Origin of the sequence: Streptomyces bullii (assembly GCF_042657145.1) — a bacterium.
Classification (GTDB): domain Bacteria; phylum Actinomycetota; class Actinomycetes; order Streptomycetales; family Streptomycetaceae; genus Streptomyces; species Streptomyces bullii.
This window is the reverse complement of the sequence record NZ_JBHSNY010000005.1, coordinates 581,600-596,738: the sequence shown is the minus strand read 5'-3', so window position 1 is coordinate 596,738 and position 15,139 is coordinate 581,600. Positions and strand designations below refer to the sequence as shown.

Annotated in this window: 14 protein-coding genes and 1 pseudogene; 8 read left to right on the top strand and 7 right to left on the bottom strand. The window is 71.6% G+C overall.

Annotated elements, in window-relative coordinates; translation table 11 throughout:
* Positions 1-132 precede the first annotated feature (132 nt).
* Positions 133-711: a 2'-5' RNA ligase family protein gene (locus ACFPZJ_RS17285; protein ID WP_381022039.1), complete on the top strand. Its 579-nt coding sequence runs from the start codon at positions 133-135 to the stop codon at positions 709-711.
* Positions 712-795: 84 nt separating this feature from the next.
* On the opposite strand, the gene ACFPZJ_RS17280 is transcribed toward ACFPZJ_RS17285, so the two are convergent.
* Together ACFPZJ_RS17280 and ACFPZJ_RS17275 are read right to left on the bottom strand one after the other, a co-directional pair.
* Entirely contained in the window at positions 796-1,551 is a 756-nt protein-coding gene (locus tag ACFPZJ_RS17280; protein ID WP_381022037.1) for a decaprenylphospho-beta-D-erythro-pentofuranosid-2-ulose 2-reductase, read from the bottom strand.
* A gap of 19 nt (positions 1,552-1,570) precedes the next feature.
* Positions 1,571-2,950 (bottom strand): FAD-binding oxidoreductase, encoded by a 1,380-nt coding sequence (locus ACFPZJ_RS17275; RefSeq protein ID WP_381022036.1) that lies wholly within the window; start codon positions 2,948-2,950, stop codon positions 1,571-1,573.
* Positions 2,951-3,101: 151 nt separating this feature from the next.
* Between ACFPZJ_RS17275 and ACFPZJ_RS17270 the strand changes: the two genes are divergently transcribed.
* The 4 genes from ACFPZJ_RS17270 to ACFPZJ_RS17255 all read left to right on the top strand — a co-directional run bounded on the left by ACFPZJ_RS17270 (position 3,102) and on the right by ACFPZJ_RS17255 (position 6,250).
* Complete coding sequence (locus tag ACFPZJ_RS17270; protein ID WP_381022158.1) at positions 3,102-3,611, top strand: phosphatase PAP2 family protein; 510 nt, start codon at positions 3,102-3,104, stop codon at positions 3,609-3,611.
* Complete coding sequence (locus ACFPZJ_RS17265; protein WP_381022034.1) at positions 3,604-4,581, top strand: decaprenyl-phosphate phosphoribosyltransferase; 978 nt, start codon at positions 3,604-3,606, stop codon at positions 4,579-4,581. The genes ACFPZJ_RS17270 and ACFPZJ_RS17265 overlap by 8 nt, the downstream gene beginning before the upstream one ends.
* A gap of 344 nt (positions 4,582-4,925) precedes the next feature.
* A complete protein-coding gene (locus tag ACFPZJ_RS17260; protein WP_381022032.1) occupies positions 4,926-5,345 on the top strand; it encodes a GtrA family protein in 420 nt (139 codons plus the stop codon).
* Positions 5,333-6,250, top strand: a complete 918-nt coding sequence (locus ACFPZJ_RS17255) for a YihY/virulence factor BrkB family protein (protein WP_381022030.1) — start codon at positions 5,333-5,335, stop codon at positions 6,248-6,250. The genes ACFPZJ_RS17260 and ACFPZJ_RS17255 overlap by 13 nt, the downstream gene beginning before the upstream one ends.
* Here ACFPZJ_RS17255 and ACFPZJ_RS17250 read toward each other — a convergent pair.
* A complete protein-coding gene (locus tag ACFPZJ_RS17250; protein WP_381022028.1) occupies positions 6,198-7,496 on the bottom strand; it encodes a D-alanyl-D-alanine carboxypeptidase family protein in 1,299 nt (432 codons plus the stop codon). The two genes, ACFPZJ_RS17255 and ACFPZJ_RS17250, sit on opposite strands and share 53 nt — an antisense overlap.
* Before the next feature lie 91 nt (positions 7,497-7,587).
* On the opposite strand from ACFPZJ_RS17250, the gene ACFPZJ_RS17245 reads away from it, so the two are divergent.
* The 3 genes from ACFPZJ_RS17245 to ACFPZJ_RS17235 all read left to right on the top strand — a co-directional run bounded on the left by ACFPZJ_RS17245 (position 7,588) and on the right by ACFPZJ_RS17235 (position 11,175).
* A complete protein-coding gene (locus ACFPZJ_RS17245; protein ID WP_381022027.1) occupies positions 7,588-7,827 on the top strand; it encodes an SCO4848 family membrane protein in 240 nt (79 codons plus the stop codon).
* Positions 7,828-7,929: 102 nt separating this feature from the next.
* Entirely contained in the window at positions 7,930-9,408 is a 1,479-nt protein-coding gene (locus ACFPZJ_RS17240; RefSeq protein ID WP_381022026.1) for a metallophosphoesterase, read from the top strand.
* A gap of 210 nt (positions 9,409-9,618) precedes the next feature.
* On the top strand, positions 9,619-11,175 hold the full coding sequence (locus ACFPZJ_RS17235) for an ABC transporter substrate-binding protein (RefSeq protein ID WP_381022025.1): 1,557 nt from the start codon (positions 9,619-9,621) through the stop codon (positions 11,173-11,175).
* Positions 11,176-11,190: 15 nt separating this feature from the next.
* Here ACFPZJ_RS17235 and ACFPZJ_RS17230 read toward each other — a convergent pair whose 3' ends face one another.
* The 4 genes and pseudogenes from ACFPZJ_RS17230 to sdhA form a co-directional block, all read right to left on the bottom strand.
* Positions 11,191-11,949, bottom strand: coding sequence for a TetR/AcrR family transcriptional regulator (locus ACFPZJ_RS17230; protein WP_381022024.1), 759 nt, complete (start codon positions 11,947-11,949; stop codon positions 11,191-11,193).
* A 52-nt stretch (positions 11,950-12,001) separates the two neighbouring features.
* Positions 12,002-12,410 (bottom strand): annotated as a pseudogene (locus ACFPZJ_RS17225) (VOC family protein).
* Positions 12,411-12,617: 207 nt separating this feature from the next.
* Positions 12,618-13,379 carry a succinate dehydrogenase iron-sulfur subunit gene (locus tag ACFPZJ_RS17220; RefSeq protein ID WP_381022022.1) on the bottom strand — a complete coding sequence of 254 codons (762 nt, stop codon included), beginning with the start codon at positions 13,377-13,379 and terminating at the stop codon, positions 12,618-12,620.
* On the bottom strand, positions 13,379-15,133 hold the full coding sequence (gene sdhA, locus ACFPZJ_RS17215) for a succinate dehydrogenase flavoprotein subunit (RefSeq protein ID WP_381022020.1): 1,755 nt from the start codon (positions 15,131-15,133) through the stop codon (positions 13,379-13,381). Before sdhA ends, ACFPZJ_RS17220 begins: the two co-directional genes overlap by 1 nt.
* Between the last annotated feature and the right edge of the window lie 6 nt (positions 15,134-15,139).

Sequence of the window (15,139 nt, the reverse complement as noted above, 5' to 3'; positions counted from 1 at the left end):
GCTGCACATCACTCCGGTTGCGCCTGCCCCCGGCCCGGCCGTGGCCGTACAGTCGATAGCCGGGTGACGTCTCAGCGGCCGCCCGCGCTCATCAACCGGACGAGCTTCACCTACAGAACGACAGGAGACGACGTGGGGACCGTAACGATCGGCGTGTCGATCGCGGTCCCGGAGCCTCACGGCAGCGAGCTCCAGCAGCTGCGCGCGGGCTTCGGCGACGCCGCGGCTCACGGCATCCCCACGCACGTCACCCTGCTGCCGCCGACGGAGGTCGACGAAGCCGACCTCCCGGCCATCGAGGCCCACCTGGCCGAGGTCGCCACAGCAGGCCGCCCGTTCCCGATGCGGCTGTCCGGCACCGGCACCTTCCGGCCTCTGTCGCCGGTGGTGTTCGTGCAGGTCGTCGAGGGTTCCGAGGCCTGCACCTGGCTGCAGAAGCAGGTCCGCGACGCCTCCGGACCCGTCGCACGCGAACTGCAGTTCCCGTACCACCCGCACGTCACCGTGGCGCACGGCATCGACGAGGCGGCGATGGACCGGGCGTACGAGGAACTCGCCGACTACGAGGCCCAGTGGCCGTGCACCGGCTTCGCCCTGTACGAGCAGGGCACCGACGGGGTGTGGCGCAAGCTGCGGGAGTTCCCCTTCGGGACGGCCGTCGTGCCCCCGCAGGCCGAGCACGTCGAGCGCGGGTCGGTCTCCACCCGCTGAACGGATTTCACCTGCTGAGCGGCCCCGCCCGCTGAGCGGTTCCCACCGCCGCGCCGGGCGGCTCCGCGGACGAACCGGCCCGGCTCACACCGGCAGCCGCCGGAACACCCCGCGCGGCAGGTGCCGCAGCGCCGACATCACCACGCGCAGCGCGCCGGGCACCCACACCGTCTCCGAACGCCGCCGCAGACCGACCTCGATGGCCGTGGCGACCGCCTCCGGCGTGGTGGCGAGCGGCGACTCGTCCAGGCCCGCGGTCATCCTCGTACGGACGAAACCGGGGCGCACGACCATCACGTGCACGCCCGTGCCGTGCAGCGCGTCGCCCAGGCCCTGGGCGAAGGTGTCCAGGCCGGCCTTGCTGGAGCCGTAGATGAAGTTCGCACGGCGGGCCCGCTCGCCCGCGACGGAGGACAGCACGATCAGGGATCCGTGCCCCTGTGCCTGGAGCGCGCGGGCGCAGACCAGGCCCGACGACACGGCGCCGGTGTAGTTGGTCTGCGCGACCCGGACCGCGGCCTCCGGCTCCCGCTCGTCGCGGGCCTGGTCGCCGAGGACGCCGAAGGCGAGCAGCACCATGTCGACGTCGCCCTCGGCGAAGACCTTGCCCAGCACGCTTTCGTGGGAGGCCGGGTCGAGCGCGTCGAACGCGACGGTGTGCACGTCGGCGCCGAGGCGGCGCAGGTCCTCGGCGGCCTGCTCCAGCTCGGGGGACGGGCGGCCCGCCAGCCAGACCGTACGGGTGCGGCGGGCGATCAGACGGCGTGCGGTGGCCAGCGCGATCTCGGACGTACCGCCGAGGACGAGCAGGGACTGGGGGAGGCCGAAGGCGTCCTTCACGACAGCTCCTAGAGGTTGCCTAGAGGTGGAGGCGGCGGGACAGGTCCGAGGTGAGCACCCCGCGCGGGTCGAGCTCCGCGCGCAGCGCGCGGAAGTCGTCCAGGCGCGGGTACATCGCGGCGAGCAGGTCCGGCCGCAGCCGGGCGTCCTTGGCGAGGTACACCCGCCCGCCGGCCGCGGCCACCTCCTCGTCGAGTGCGTCGAGGAAGGCGCCGAGGCCGGGCAGGTTCGCCGGGATGTCCAGGGCCAGCGTCCAGCCGGGGGCGGGGAACGACAGCCAGCCCGGGTCGGCCTCCCCGAACCGCTTGAGGACCGCCAGGAACGAGGGGCAGCGGCGCTCGGAGATACGCCGCACGATCCGGTGCAGCGCCTCCTCCTGGCCGTATCCGACGACGAACTGGTACTGCACGAAGCCGCCGCGCCCGTAGATCCGGTTCCAGTGGGGCACCCCGTCCAGCGGGTGGAAGAAGGCGGGGATCTGCCGGAGTTCACCGGTACGCGCGCGTGGCGCCCTGCGGTACCAGAACTCGTTGAACAGGCCCACCGTCGTCCGGCTGAGCAGTCCCTGAGGGACGAAGGGCGGGGCGGCCGGGAGCCGGGGGGTGCGGAAGGCCAGGGGGTCGCGCCCCGCGCGGGTGCCCGCGGGCACGGCGTCCAGAGGGGCGTGGTCGCCGCGGGTGAGGACCGCGCGGCCCATCGCCGTACCGCGGGCCAGCAGGTCGATCCAGGCGACCGAGTAGCGGTAGCGGTGGTCGGTCGCCGCCAGGCGTGCCATCAGGTCGTCGAGGTCCGTGGCGCGTTCGGTGTCGACCGACATGAGGGAGGTCTCGACCGGCAGCAGCCGGATCGTCGCCGTGAGGATCACTCCGGTCAGGCCCATGCCGCCCGCGGTGGCCTCGAACAGGGGCGTGCCGGGGCGTACGGTGCGGATGGTGCCGTCGGCGGTGAGCAGCTCCAGCGACAGCACGTGCCGGGAGAAGGAGCCGGAGACGTGGTGGTTCTTGCCGTGGATGTCGGCGCCGATCGCCCCGCCGACGGTCACGTAGCGGGTGCCGGGCGTCACCGGCACGAACCAGCCGAGCGGCAGCAGGACCTCCATCAGCCGGTGCAGGGACACGCCCGCGTCGCACAGTACGGTGCCGCCGTCGGCGTCGATCGCGTGGACGCGGTCCAGGCCCGTCATGTCGAGCACGGCCCCTCCGGCGTTCTGCGCCGCGTCCCCGTACGCCCTCCCCAGGCCCCGGGGGATGCCGCCGCGTGCCCCGCAGTCCCGGACGGCGGCCACGGCCTCCTCGTACGTCCGTGGGCGGATCAGGAGGGCGCTGGTGGGGGCGGTGCGGCCCCAGCCGGTGACAGTGGTGCGGTCCCAGCCCGTGTCGGGAACGGTGTCGGCAGACATGTCGGTGACCGTATCGCCCTTATGTGAGCGATTAGTTAGCAAACATGGCATCCCTCCCCGAAATGGGTGATTAATGGGATGTCGCTCAATATTGCCGGAGTTCCGGCCGGGCGGGGGTGAACAGTGAGTCCACATGGACGACATGGACCACATGGACGACCTCGACGACATGGATCACCGGATGCTCGCGGTGCTGCGCGCCTGTGGCACCGATCCACGTGTCGCCGCCGCCGCGCGTGCCCTGTCACGGGCCGGCGAGCACGGGGCGCTGTGGCTCGCGGCCGGTCTCACGGGAGCCGTCGTGGACGGTGCCCGGCGCGGTGCCTGGCTGCGCGGCACGGCGCTCACCGTGGGCGCGCACCTCGTCAGCATGGGCGTGAAACGGATCGTACGCCGTCCGCGTCCCACGCATGTCGAGCCCCTGGTGCGCACCGTCGGCCGGCACTCCTTCCCCAGCTCGCACGCGACCTCTTCCGCGGCCGCCGCGGTCGCCTTCGGCGCACTGGGCGCCTACGCGGTTCCTCCACTGGCTGCCGCCGTGTGCCTCTCCCGCCTGGTCGTCGGGGTCCACTACCCCTCGGACGTGGCGGCGGGCGCGGTCCTCGGCGCGGTCACGGCACGCGTGGGGGCGCGCTGGATGCGAGGGGGCGCACATGACTGAGGCCGCGCCGATGACGGGTCCCGCACCTGCGCCGGCGCTGCTGGAACAGCGCGGACCCCACCGGCATCCTGCGCCACCACGCCGCCAGGGTCGCCTCCTGGCGGGCCTCCTCAGGACCGCGCGCCCCAAGCAGTGGGTCAAGAACCTCCTGGTCATCGCCGCCCCGGCCGCCGCCGGCGAACTCTTCTCCCGGCCCGCACTCGCTCAACTGCCGTTGGTCTTCGCACTGTTCACGGCCTGTGCCGCTGCCGTCTACCTGGTCAACGACGCCCGCGACGCCGAGGCCGACCGCGCGCACCCCGTCAAGCGCCACCGTCCCGTCGCGGCCGGGCAGGTGCCCGTGCCCGTCGCGTACGCCGTCGGTGCCGCCCTCGCCGTCCTCGCGCCCGTCGTCGCCGCCCGGCTCTGCTCCCCGGCCGTCTGCGCGCTGCTGACCTCCTACGTCGCGATGCAACTGGCGTACTGCGTCTTCCTCAAGCACGTCCTCGTCGTGGACCTCGTCGTCGTCACGACGGGTTTCCTGATGCGGGCGGTGATCGGCGGGCTCGCCCTCGGCATCCCGCTGTCACGCTGGTTCCTGATCACCACCGGCTTCGGCGCGCTGTTCATGGTGGCGGCCAAGCGCTACTCCGAAGCCGTGCAGATGGCCGGAAAAGCGGGCGCCACGCGCGCGTTGCTCACCGAGTACACCACCGGCTACCTCCGCTTCGTCTGGCAGCTCGCGGCCGGTGTCGCCGTCCTCGGCTACTGCCTGTGGGCCCTGGAGGAGGGCGGCGTACCGCACACCAGCGTGCTGCCCTGGCGACAGCTGTCCATGGTCGCCTTCATCCTCGCGATCCTGCGGTACGCCGTCTTCGCCGACCGCGGCACGGCCGGCGAACCGGAGGACGTCGTCCTGCGCGACCGCGCCCTCGCCCTGATCGGCCTGGGATGGCTGGCGATGTACGCCCTGGCGGTGGCCAATTGGTGAACCCGGGGGCACGGCCGAGCCGGGACGGGCCCTTCGGGATCCGCTGGTGGCAGGCCAGACGGGGCCCGCGCGGCCGACGGAACCGGCGTGCGGCCCGTGGAATCCGTGCGTGGCCCGGCCGACGGGGGCCGCTCGGCGGCCGGGCGTGGTCGCGTCGGGGTGAGACGCCGGGGGCCCGCCTGCCACCGGGTCGGCGGGGGAGGATCGGGGGCCGACCACCGGACACGCGCGCGTGCCCAGCCCCCGACGCCGCCTCAGCCACCCGCCCCCACACGCCCCCCGGCCGATCCCCACACGCACGCTCCTCGACGCCCCGTCACGACGGGTCCGACCCGCCTGCCCGGGTGACCCGCCGTGAGCTGCTCTGTTTCGGCTCCGTGGGGGTGCTCGCCTACCTCGTCGACCTGGGGCTGTTCACGTACCTGCGCGGTCCCGCCGGGCTCGATCCGCTCACCGCCAAGGCGCTGTCGTTCCTGGTGGGCTGCACGGTGGCGTACGCGGGCAACGCGTTCGGGACGTACCGCCGCACGCGCGTGCGTGGGCTGCGGCCCTACGCCGTGTTCTGCGCGGTGAACGTCGGCGGTGCCGCCGTACAGCTGCTGTGCCTGGCCGTCAGCCACTACGGCCTCGGTCTCACCTCGCAGCGCGCCGACACCGTCTCCGGCGCGGTCGTCGGCATGGCGCTGGCGACTGTTGTGAGGTTCTGGGGCACTCGGACATTGGTCTTCCGCCAGGAGGGCAGAGTCGGATCATGGACTGGCTGAAGAAGCTCCCGGTCGTCGGGCCCTGGGTGGCGCGGCTGATGGTCACGCACGCGTGGCGGTCGTACGAGCGGCTGGACCGCGTGAAGTGGACGCGGCTGGCCGCCGCGATGACGTTCACGAGCTTCGTCGCGCTCTTCCCGGTGCTGACGGTGGCCGCCGCCGTCGGCGCCGCCACGCTCAGCACCCGGCAGCAGAACGAGCTGCAGGACAAGCTCGCCGAGCAGGTGCCCGGCATCTCCGACCAGCTGAACATCCACGCCCTGGTGCAGAACGCGGGCACCGTCGGCCTCATCGCGGGCGCCCTGCTGCTGTTCACCGGCATCGGCTGGGCCGGCTCGACGCGCGAGTGCCTGCGCGCGGTGTGGGAGCTGCCCGACGAGGAGGAGAACCCCGTCCTGCGCAAGGCCAAGGACGCGGGCGTCCTGGTCGGGCTCGGCGGCGCGGTCCTCGTCACGATCGCCGCGTCCGCCGTCGCCTCCGCGATGGTCGGCTGGATCATCCGGCAGATCGGCATCCAGGAGGGCGGCTGGGGCGGGTTCCTGCTGTACGTCGCCGCCTTCGCCATCGCCGTACTCGCCGACTTCCTGCTCCTGCTGTACGTCCTGACCCTGCTGCCCGGCGTCGAACCCACCCGCCACCGTCTGGTCGTGGCCGCGCTGACCGGCGCGGTCGGCTTCGAACTGCTGAAGCTGCTGCTCAGCGGCTATCTGCAGGGTGTGGCCGCGAAGAGCATGTACGGCGCGTTCGGCGTGCCGGTCGCGCTGCTGCTGTGGATCAACTTCACCTCGAAGCTGGTGCTGTTCTGCGCCGCCTGGACGGCGACGCAGAGCAAGGAGGACGAACTCCCGGATGTCAGGGACGCGTCCGGCGGCGCACCAGATCCGGCAGCGGCCAGCGGCGGTTGACCAGGAACGCACCGCCCGCCAGCAGGACGAGCACGCCACCCACGATGCCCAGCGCGGTGCCGATCCCGCTGGAGCCGTCCGCGGCCGGGGCGCTCGCCACCGGCTTGGCGCCCGTTCCCGTCGTGCCGTCCCCGGTACCGCCCGCCTCGCCGGAGGCGTTGGCACCCGGCTGGGCGGTGGCCTGCGCGGCGCTCCTCGGCGGCACCAGCTCGCCCACCGGCTGCACCTTGCCGACCGCCTTGAAGCCCCAGTCGAACAGGCGGGCGGCCTCCTTGTAGACCTCGTTGTGCTCGTCCTTCCCGGGGTTCATCACCGTGACGAGCAGCACCTTGCCGTCGCGTTCGGCGACGCCGGTGAAGGTGGCGCCCGCGTTGGTCGTGTTGCCGTTCTTCACCCCCGCGATGCCCTGGTAGACGGGCACGTCGGCGTCGCCGGACAGCAGCCGGTTGGTGTTCTGGATTTCGAAGGACTTACGGACCGTCCTGCCCTTCTTGTCCTTCTTCGTCTCGCCCGGGAACTTCGCGGTCACCGTCGAGCAGTACTCCCGGAAGTCCTTCTTCTGCAGCCCGGAGCGCGCGATCAGCGTCAGGTCGTACGCCGAGGACACCTGGCCCTCGGCGTCGTAGCCGTCGGGGCTGACGACCCGCGTGTCGAGGGCCTGGAGCTCCTCGGCGTGCTCGTTCATCTCCCTGACGGTGTTCTCCAGGCCGCCGTTCATCGCCGACAGCACGCGCACGGCGTCGTTGCCGGAGCGCAGGAAGACACCGAGCCACAGGTCGTGGACGGAGTACGTCTCGTCCTCCTTTATCCCGACCATGCTGGAACCGGGACCGACGCCCGCCAGGTCGGAAGGCGTGACCTTGTGCTCCATCGTCCTGGGGAACTTCGGCAGCAGGGTGTCCGCGAACAGCATCTTCAGCGTGCTGGCCGGAGCCAGCCGCCAGTGCGCGTTGTGCGCGGCGAGCACCTCGCCGGACTCGGCGTCCGCGACGATCCAGGAACGCGCCGTCACGTCCTTCGGCAGCACCGGCACGCCGCTCGCCAGGTCGACCTGCGTCCCGGGCCGCCCGAGCCGGGCGCCGCCGACGGTCGACATCGTCGCCGGGGGCGTGACCGACGGGCTCGCCGAGGGGCTGCCCGAGGGACTCGGCGCGGCGAAGGCGCCGGGCGCGGTCAGCGCGGTGGACAACAGGGCGGCGGAGGTGACCAGCAGGGATCGCCTGACGGTCTTTTTGGGTGCGGGCACGACCGAGAAAGTACCTGGCGCGTGCGGGGAAGTCCCCCTCCGGCTCCCACCCCGCGAACGGAACCGGACAAGCGGCGGCGATACTGGACGCATGAAGCTCAGCCGCCCCGTGTCCTGGTTCCTGCTCGCCTTCGGGGTGTGGAGCTGGGTCATCTGGATCACTTTCGTCAAAAACCTGATCAAGGACAGCAGCGGGCTCGCGTTCGACGACGGTCACCCGACGGGGTACTTCTGGGTGCACCTGCTGCTCGCCGTCGTCTCCTTCGTATGGGGGACGGTCATCGGGGTCATCGGGTTGCGCGGTCTGCGCGCACTGCGCCGCACGTCATAGGAAGCGGCGCCCGGCGCGGCCCGGGAACCGCGTGATGCGGCCAGGAACCGGAGGAACACCCGGGACGTTCACTCAGCACGCAACCGGAGGGGAACTCGTCGCGTGGTCATCGTCTTCACGCTCGTCGCGCTGCTGGTCGTGGCCGTCCTGGTGACGGCCAACTGGTACGTGTGGCGTCGCCTGTTCCGCGACACGACCCGCGGCCCGGGCCCGGTGCGCCGCGTCGGCGCCGTGCTGATAGCCGGCGGCTGGGCACTCACCGTCGCGGCCCTGGTCGCCGAGCGCGGCGGCGCACCCTTCTGGCTCCAGCAGGTGCTGGCCTGGCCGGGCTTCCTGTGGCTGGCGCTGTCGATCTACCTGGTGCTGGCCGTGCTGGCGGGCGACGTCGTACGCCCCCTGCTGAGGTGGTTCCTGGAACGGCGGGCGAGCGGCACGGCGGCGGCTCTACGGCAGACGCGACCGGAGCCGGAAACGGTCATGGCGGGAGCAACGGCGCACCCGCAGGGGCGTGAGCGGAGGCCCGTGGCGGCGGCAACGGGTCCGCAGCCGGGGGCCACGGCGGTGGACAGCCGGCCGGAGCCGGGCTCCGTGGCGGCGCTGGACGGCGAGCCGGAGCCGGGCTCCGTCGCGGCGCCGGACGGCCCGGAGGCCGGGCCCGCACCCGAGTCGGACCGGCGCACCGCGCCGGCTCCGCCCGAGCCGCGCCCCGATCCGGCTCCCGGAACCCCCGCCTCCGGCCCGTCCGGACCCGTCGGCCCCACCCGTCGTCTCTTCGTCTCCCGGGTCGTCGCGGGCGCCGCGGCGGCGGCCGCGGTCGGGACCGTCGGCTACGGCACGTACGGCGTGCTGAGCGGCCCGCGGGTCAAGCGGGTCACCGTGCCGCTGGCCAGACTCCCGCGCGGGGCGCACGGCTACCGCATCGCGGTGGTCAGCGACATCCACCTCGGTCCGGTTCTGGGCAGGGGGTTCGCCCAGAAGGTCGTCGACACGATCAACGCGACCCAGCCCGACCTCATCGCGGTCGTCGGAGACCTGGTGGACGGCAGCGTCAAGGACCTGGGCCCGGCGGCGGCTCCCCTGGCGCAGCTGAGAGCCCGTCACGGTGCCTACTTCGTCACCGGCAACCACGAGTACTTCTCCGGCGCCGAGCAGTGGGTGGAGGAGGTGCGCCGCCTGGGCCTGCGCCCGCTGGAGAACGCCCGTACGGAGCTGCCGCACTTCGACCTGGCCGGGGTGAACGACGTGGCGGGCGAGGAGGAGGGCCAGGGCCCCGACTTCGCCCAGGCCCTGGGCGACCGGGACCGGGCACGCGCGTGCGTGCTCCTCGCCCACCAGCCGGTCCAGATCCACGAGGCCGTCGAGCACGGCGTCGACCTCCAGCTCTCCGGCCACACCCACGGCGGCCAGCTCTGGCCCGGCAACCTCATCGCCTCCGCCGCCAACCCGACCCTGGCGGGCCTGGAGCGCTACGGCGACACCCAGTTGTACGTCAGCCGGGGTGCCGGAGCCTGGGGCCCGCCGACCCGGGTGGGCGCGCCGTCGGACATCACGGTGATCGAGCTGGCCTCCGGACAGGCCTGAGTGGTCCCGTACGCCAGAACGGCCCCGGGTCAACGGCCGGAACCCTGTGAGGTGCCTGTGAAACCGGGCGAAACGGGCCGGAGGTAAGGTCTTTTCCAACTCGGCAGATCTCTCTTCCCCCAGGTCAAACCCGTGTGATTAGGTGAGCCGCGCCACCAGGGGGTGGCCTGTGCACTGTGGCCCGGGTGGGGCCTTGGGAGGGCAAGGCCGATGCGATCGGTTCGCATACGGATACTCGTGGGACTGCTGGCCCTGGCGACCGTGGGCGTGGGCGCCTGGCAGCTGCTGCCGTCGCAGCAGCACACCGCCCGGACCATCACCGTCGGCACGACGGACGCCGTCACGTCGCTGGACCCGGCGGGCGCCTACGACGCCGGCTCCTGGGCGCTGTTCAGCAACGTCTTCCAGTCGCTGCTGACGTTCGAGCCGGGCGGCGCCACACCCGTTCCGGACGCGGCGAGCAGCTGCGCGTTCGTCGGCGGCGACCTGCGCACCTACCGCTGCGAGCTGCGCGACGGCCTCACCTTCGCCAGCGGCAGAGCCGTGACCGCGCAGGACGTGAAGTACTCCTTCGACCGGGTCAAGAAGATCAACTCGGACGTCGGCCCGGCGTCCCTGCTGAACACTCTCTCCTCGGTGAGCGCGAGCGGGCGGACCGTCACCTTCCGGCTGTCCTCGCCGGACGCCACCTTCCCGTTCAAGGTGGCCACCGGCGCTGGTTCGATCGTCGACCCGGTCACGTACCCGGCGGACAAGCTGCGCACCGACAACGGTGTCGACGGCACCGGCCCGTACGTCCTCACCTCGTTCACGAAGGGCAAGAAGGCCGTCCTCACGCCCAACAGCCGCTTCAAGGGAGCCGTCGAGGACGGCGGCGGGCCCGTCGAACTGCGCTACTACGCCGACGCGGACGCCCTCGACCGGGCCTGGGAGGCCAGACAGGTGGACGTCGCCACCCGCCAGCTGCCGCCCAAGGTGCTCGCCGCGCTCAACCCCAGCGACCCCAAGCAGCGCGTCTCCGAGGCCGACAGCTCCGAGACCCGCAACCTGTACTTCAACACCCGCCCGGGCAAGCCGCTGCACGACCCCCGCGTACGGCAGGCCGTGGCCTGGCTGATCGACCGCGGACGGCTGGCCGCGAACGTGTACGACGGGACCGTCGACCCGCTGTACTCGCTGGTCCCGACGGGCATCACCGGACACACCGCGTCGTTCTTCGACACCTACCCCGAGCAGGACCCCGCCAAGGCACGGCAACTGCTCACCGAGGCCGGAGTCAGCCTGCCCGTCCGCTTCACCTACGGCTATGCCGAGGGCCGCGGCGCCGCCGCCCAGGAGGCCGCGGAGATCAAGCGGCAGCTGGAGGCGAGCGGCCTGTTCAAAGTCAGCCTCAAGGGCTACCAGTGGGACGGTTTCCAGAAGGAGTGGGCGAGCGGCAGGCTCGACGCGTACGCCGTCGGCTGGGTCGCCGACTTCCCCGACCCGGACACCTTCGGCAGCCCGCTCGTGGGCACCCACGGCACCATGAACACCGGCTACAGCAGCAAGACCGTCGACCGGCTCATCCAGGCGAGCCAGCGCTACGCCGACCGGAGCCAGGCCACCAAGGACATCGGCACCCTGCAGGAGACCATCGCGCGGGACGTGCCGGTCATCCCGCTGTGGCAGGCCAAGGAGTACGTCGTCAGCAGCGAGGACATCGGCGGGGGCCAGTACCTGTCGGACGGCACCGGGGTCTTCCGCCTCTGGCGCCTGAGCTGGCTCTGATCAGCCGACCGGAGTTCAGGATGCGGGGTTCCCGGCGGGGTCGGGCGGTGCCTTGGTCACGCCCGGCAGGAAGTCCGTGAACAGCTCGTGCACCTCCCGGACGAGGGGCCGCAGCACCCGGAAGCGGGCCAGCGCGACGCCCCGCGCGGTGAGCCGGGCGCCGCGCTCGGCGAGCCGGTAGCTGCGCTCGCGGCCCTCCGTGCGGTCGAACACCCAGTACAGGACCAGCCCCATCTGCGCGAGCCACATCAGCTCGGGCAGGATGTCCCGCAGTTCCTCCGGCACCTTCGTCCTCGCGCCGCGCAGCACCTCCCGGTGCACGCTGATGGCCTCCACACGCGCGTGCTCCGACTCGGCGGAGAAGGGGCTGAGCGGACTGTCCGGGTCGGCGGCGTTCTTGAAGAACTGCACCGCGAACTCGTGGTACGGCGCCGCGATGTCCAGCCACGCCTTCAGCACGCCCGCGAGCCGCGCCTCCAGGTCGGCCTCCCGGGCCAGGACCTCCCGGACGGCCACCTGGTGCTCGGCGGCGATCCGGTCGTAGAAGCCCTGGATCAGGTGCTCCTTGCCGTCGAAGTAGTAGTACGCGTTGCCGACCGAGACACCGGCCTCCTGGGCGATGGCCCGCATCGTCGTCCTGTCGTAGCCGCGCTCCTGGAACAGCCGCATGGCCGTCTCCAGGATCAGGGCGCGGGTCTGCTCCGACTTGCTGGGAGTCGGCTCGGACTTGTGGTGAGGGGCGCCGTCATGGGGGCCGTCGTTCTTCGCGGGCACGGAGACAGAGCCTAACCAGCGGCGCCGGCGCCCCTGCCGCACCCCGGTGCGGTCAGGGCCGCCGGCCGAGCTCCGGCCGCTTGGAGTAGTCCGTGAACCCGATGACGTTGCCCCAGGGATCGGCGATCTCGACGGCCCAGCCGGTGACCGTGGTGGACGGCTCGTCGAGCAGGGCGATGCCCGCCTCGCGCAGCGCCCTGGCCGCCGCCCGCGCGTCCGGCACCTCCAGCCACACGCGCGGACGGCCACGGCGGTGGACGGTGCCCCAGGCTCTCCTCCTGCCGCAGCAGGATCCCGGGCGTCTCGCCCCCGACCTTCAGCAGCGCGATCCCGGCCTCGTCGAGCCGGAAGTCCAGCGGGAACCCGGCGCGGGCGTAGAACGCGACGGCCTCGCCGAGGTCCCCGACGGGCAGCAGCACGCTGTCGAACCCGAGCAGCTCGTACGACTCGTTGTCTGACATACCGTCAGAATAGGTCGATGATCGGCCGCAGCCGGTCATTGTCGGCGGTGCCTGGCCCGGCCCGGGAGTCGAGACCACCAGATCGACCTGGCATCCGGCACGGAGGTCACGCTCCTGAGCCAGTCGTGGCGGCAGGAAGCGCCGAGAGGGCCCCGCCCCCGGCACGAGTCCGGAGACAGGGCCCTCACGGACCGACACGAGCCGACGTCAGTAGCGCCGAGTGATCAGCGCCCGCTTGACCTCCGCGATCGCCTTCGTCACCTCGATGCCGCGCGGGCACGCGTCCGTGCAGTTGAAGGTCGTGCGGCAGCGCCAGACGCCGTCGCGGTCGTTGAGGATCTCCAGGCGCTGCTCGGCCGCCTCGTCACGCGAGTCGAAGATGAAGCGGTGCGCGTTGACGATGGCCGCCGGGCCGAAGTACTGGCCGTCGTTCCAGAAGACCGGGCACGAGGTGGTGCAGGCCGCGCAGAGGATGCACTTCGTGGTGTCGTCGAAGCGCTCGCGGTCCTCCGCCGACTGCAGCCGCTCGCGCGTGGGCTCGTTCGTGTCCTTCGTGATGAGGAAGGGCATGACGTCCCGGTACGCCTGGAAGAACGGCTCCATGTCCACGACCAGGTCCTTCAGGACCGTCAGGCCCTTGATGGGCTCGACCGTGATCGGCTTCTCGGGGTTGATGTCCTTGATGAGGGTCTTGCAGGCAAGACGGTTCTTGCCGTTGATCCGCATCGCGTCCGAGCCGCAGATGCCGTGGGCGCAGGAGCGGCGGAAGGTCAGCGTGCCGTCCAGGTCCCACTTGATCTTGTGGAGGCCGTCGAGGACGCGCTCCTTGGGGTCGATCTCCAGCTGGAAGTCTTCCCAGGTCGCCTCGGCCGAGACCTCCGGGTTGAAGCGGCGGACCCGGAAGGTGACCGTGATGTACGGCGAGGCCGCGGACGCCGCTTCCGCCTTGTCCAGAACGGGGGTTGCCATCAGTACTTACGCTCCATCGGCTGGTAGCGGGTCTGGACGACCGGCTTGTAGTCGAGACGGACGGTTTCGGTGCCGTCGGCGCCGACCTCGCGGTACGCCATGGTGTGGCGCATGAAGTTGACGTCGTCGCGGTTCGGGTAGTCCTCGCGGTAGTGACCGCCGCGGGACTCCTTGCGGGCCAGGGCGGACACCGCCATGACCTCGGCCAGGTCGAGCAGGTTGCCCAGCTCGATCGCCTCCAGGAGGTCCGTGTTGAAGCGCTTGCCCTTGTCCTGGATCGCCACGTTCTTGTAGCGCTCCTTGAGCTCCGCGATCTTCTCGACCGCCGTCTTGATCGTCTGCTCGGTGCGGAAGACCATGACGTTGGCGTCCATCGTCTCCTGCAGCTCGCGCCGCAGCGTGGACACCCGCTCGTTGCCGGTCGAGTCGCGCAGGCGCTCGATCTGCGCGAGGACGAAGGACTCCGGGGCCTCCGGCAGCTCGACGAAGTCCGCCGTCTGCGAGTACTCCGCCGCCGCGATGCCGGCCCGCTTGCCGAAGACGTTGATGTCCAGCAGCGAGTTGGTGCCGAGGCGGTTGGCGCCGTGCACGGACACGCAGGCGACCTCGCCGGCCGCGTACAGGCCCGGGACGACGGTGGTGTTGTCGGCCAGGACCTCGCCCTCGACGTTGGTCGGGATGCCGCCCATCGCGTAGTGGGCGGTCGGCTGGATCGGGATCGGGTCCGTGTAGGGCTCGATGCCGAGGTAGGTGCGGGCGAACTCCGTGATGTCGGGCAGCTTGGCGTCCAGCTGCTCCGGCGGGAGGTGGGTGAGGTCCAGGTAGACGTGGTCGCCCTCGGGACCGCAGCCGCGGCCCTCGCGGATCTCCGTGTAGATGGAGCGCGAGACGACGTCACGGGAGGCGAGGTCCTTCATCACCGGCGCGTACTTCTCCATGAAGCGCTCGCCGTCCTTGTTGCGCAGGATGCCGCCCTCACCGCGGGCGCCCTCCGTCAGCAGGATGCCCATGCGCCAGATGCCGGTCGGGTGGAACTGGAAGAACTCCATGTCCTCCAGCGGGATGCCCCGGCGGTAGACCGCCGCCTGGCCGTCGCCGGTCAGGGTGTGCGCGTTGGACGTCACCTTGAAGAATTTGCCGCAGCCGCCGGAGGCGTAGATCACGGCCTTCGCCTGGAAGACGTGGATCTCGCCGGTGGCCAGCTCGTAGGCCACCACACCGGCCGACTTCTTGACGCCGTCGACCTCGGTGATCAGCTGGTCCAGGACGTAGAACTCGTTGAAGAACTCCACGCCGTGCTTGACGCAGTTCTGGTACAGCGTCTGGAGGATCATGTGGCCGGTGCGGTCGGCCGCGTAGCAGGACCGGCGGACCGGGGCCTCGCCGTGGTTGCGGCTGTGACCGCCGAAGCGGCGCTGGTCGATCGTGCCGTTCGGGGTGCGGTTGAACGGCAGGCCCATCTTCTCCAGGTCGAGGACGGAGTCGATGGCCTCCTTCGCGAGGATCTCGGCGGCGTCCTGGTCGACCAGGTAGTCACCGCCCTTGACCGTGTCGAAGGTGTGCCACTCCCAGTTGTCCTCCTCCACGTTGGCGAGCGCGGCGGCCATGCCGCCCTGCGCGGCGCCCGTGTGGGAGCGGGTCGGGTAGAGCTTGGTGAGCACGGCGGTGCGGCTGCGCTTCGTCGACTCGATGGCGGCGCGCATACCGGCGCCACCGGCGCCGACGATGACGGTGTCGTACTTGTGGATCTTCATGATTCT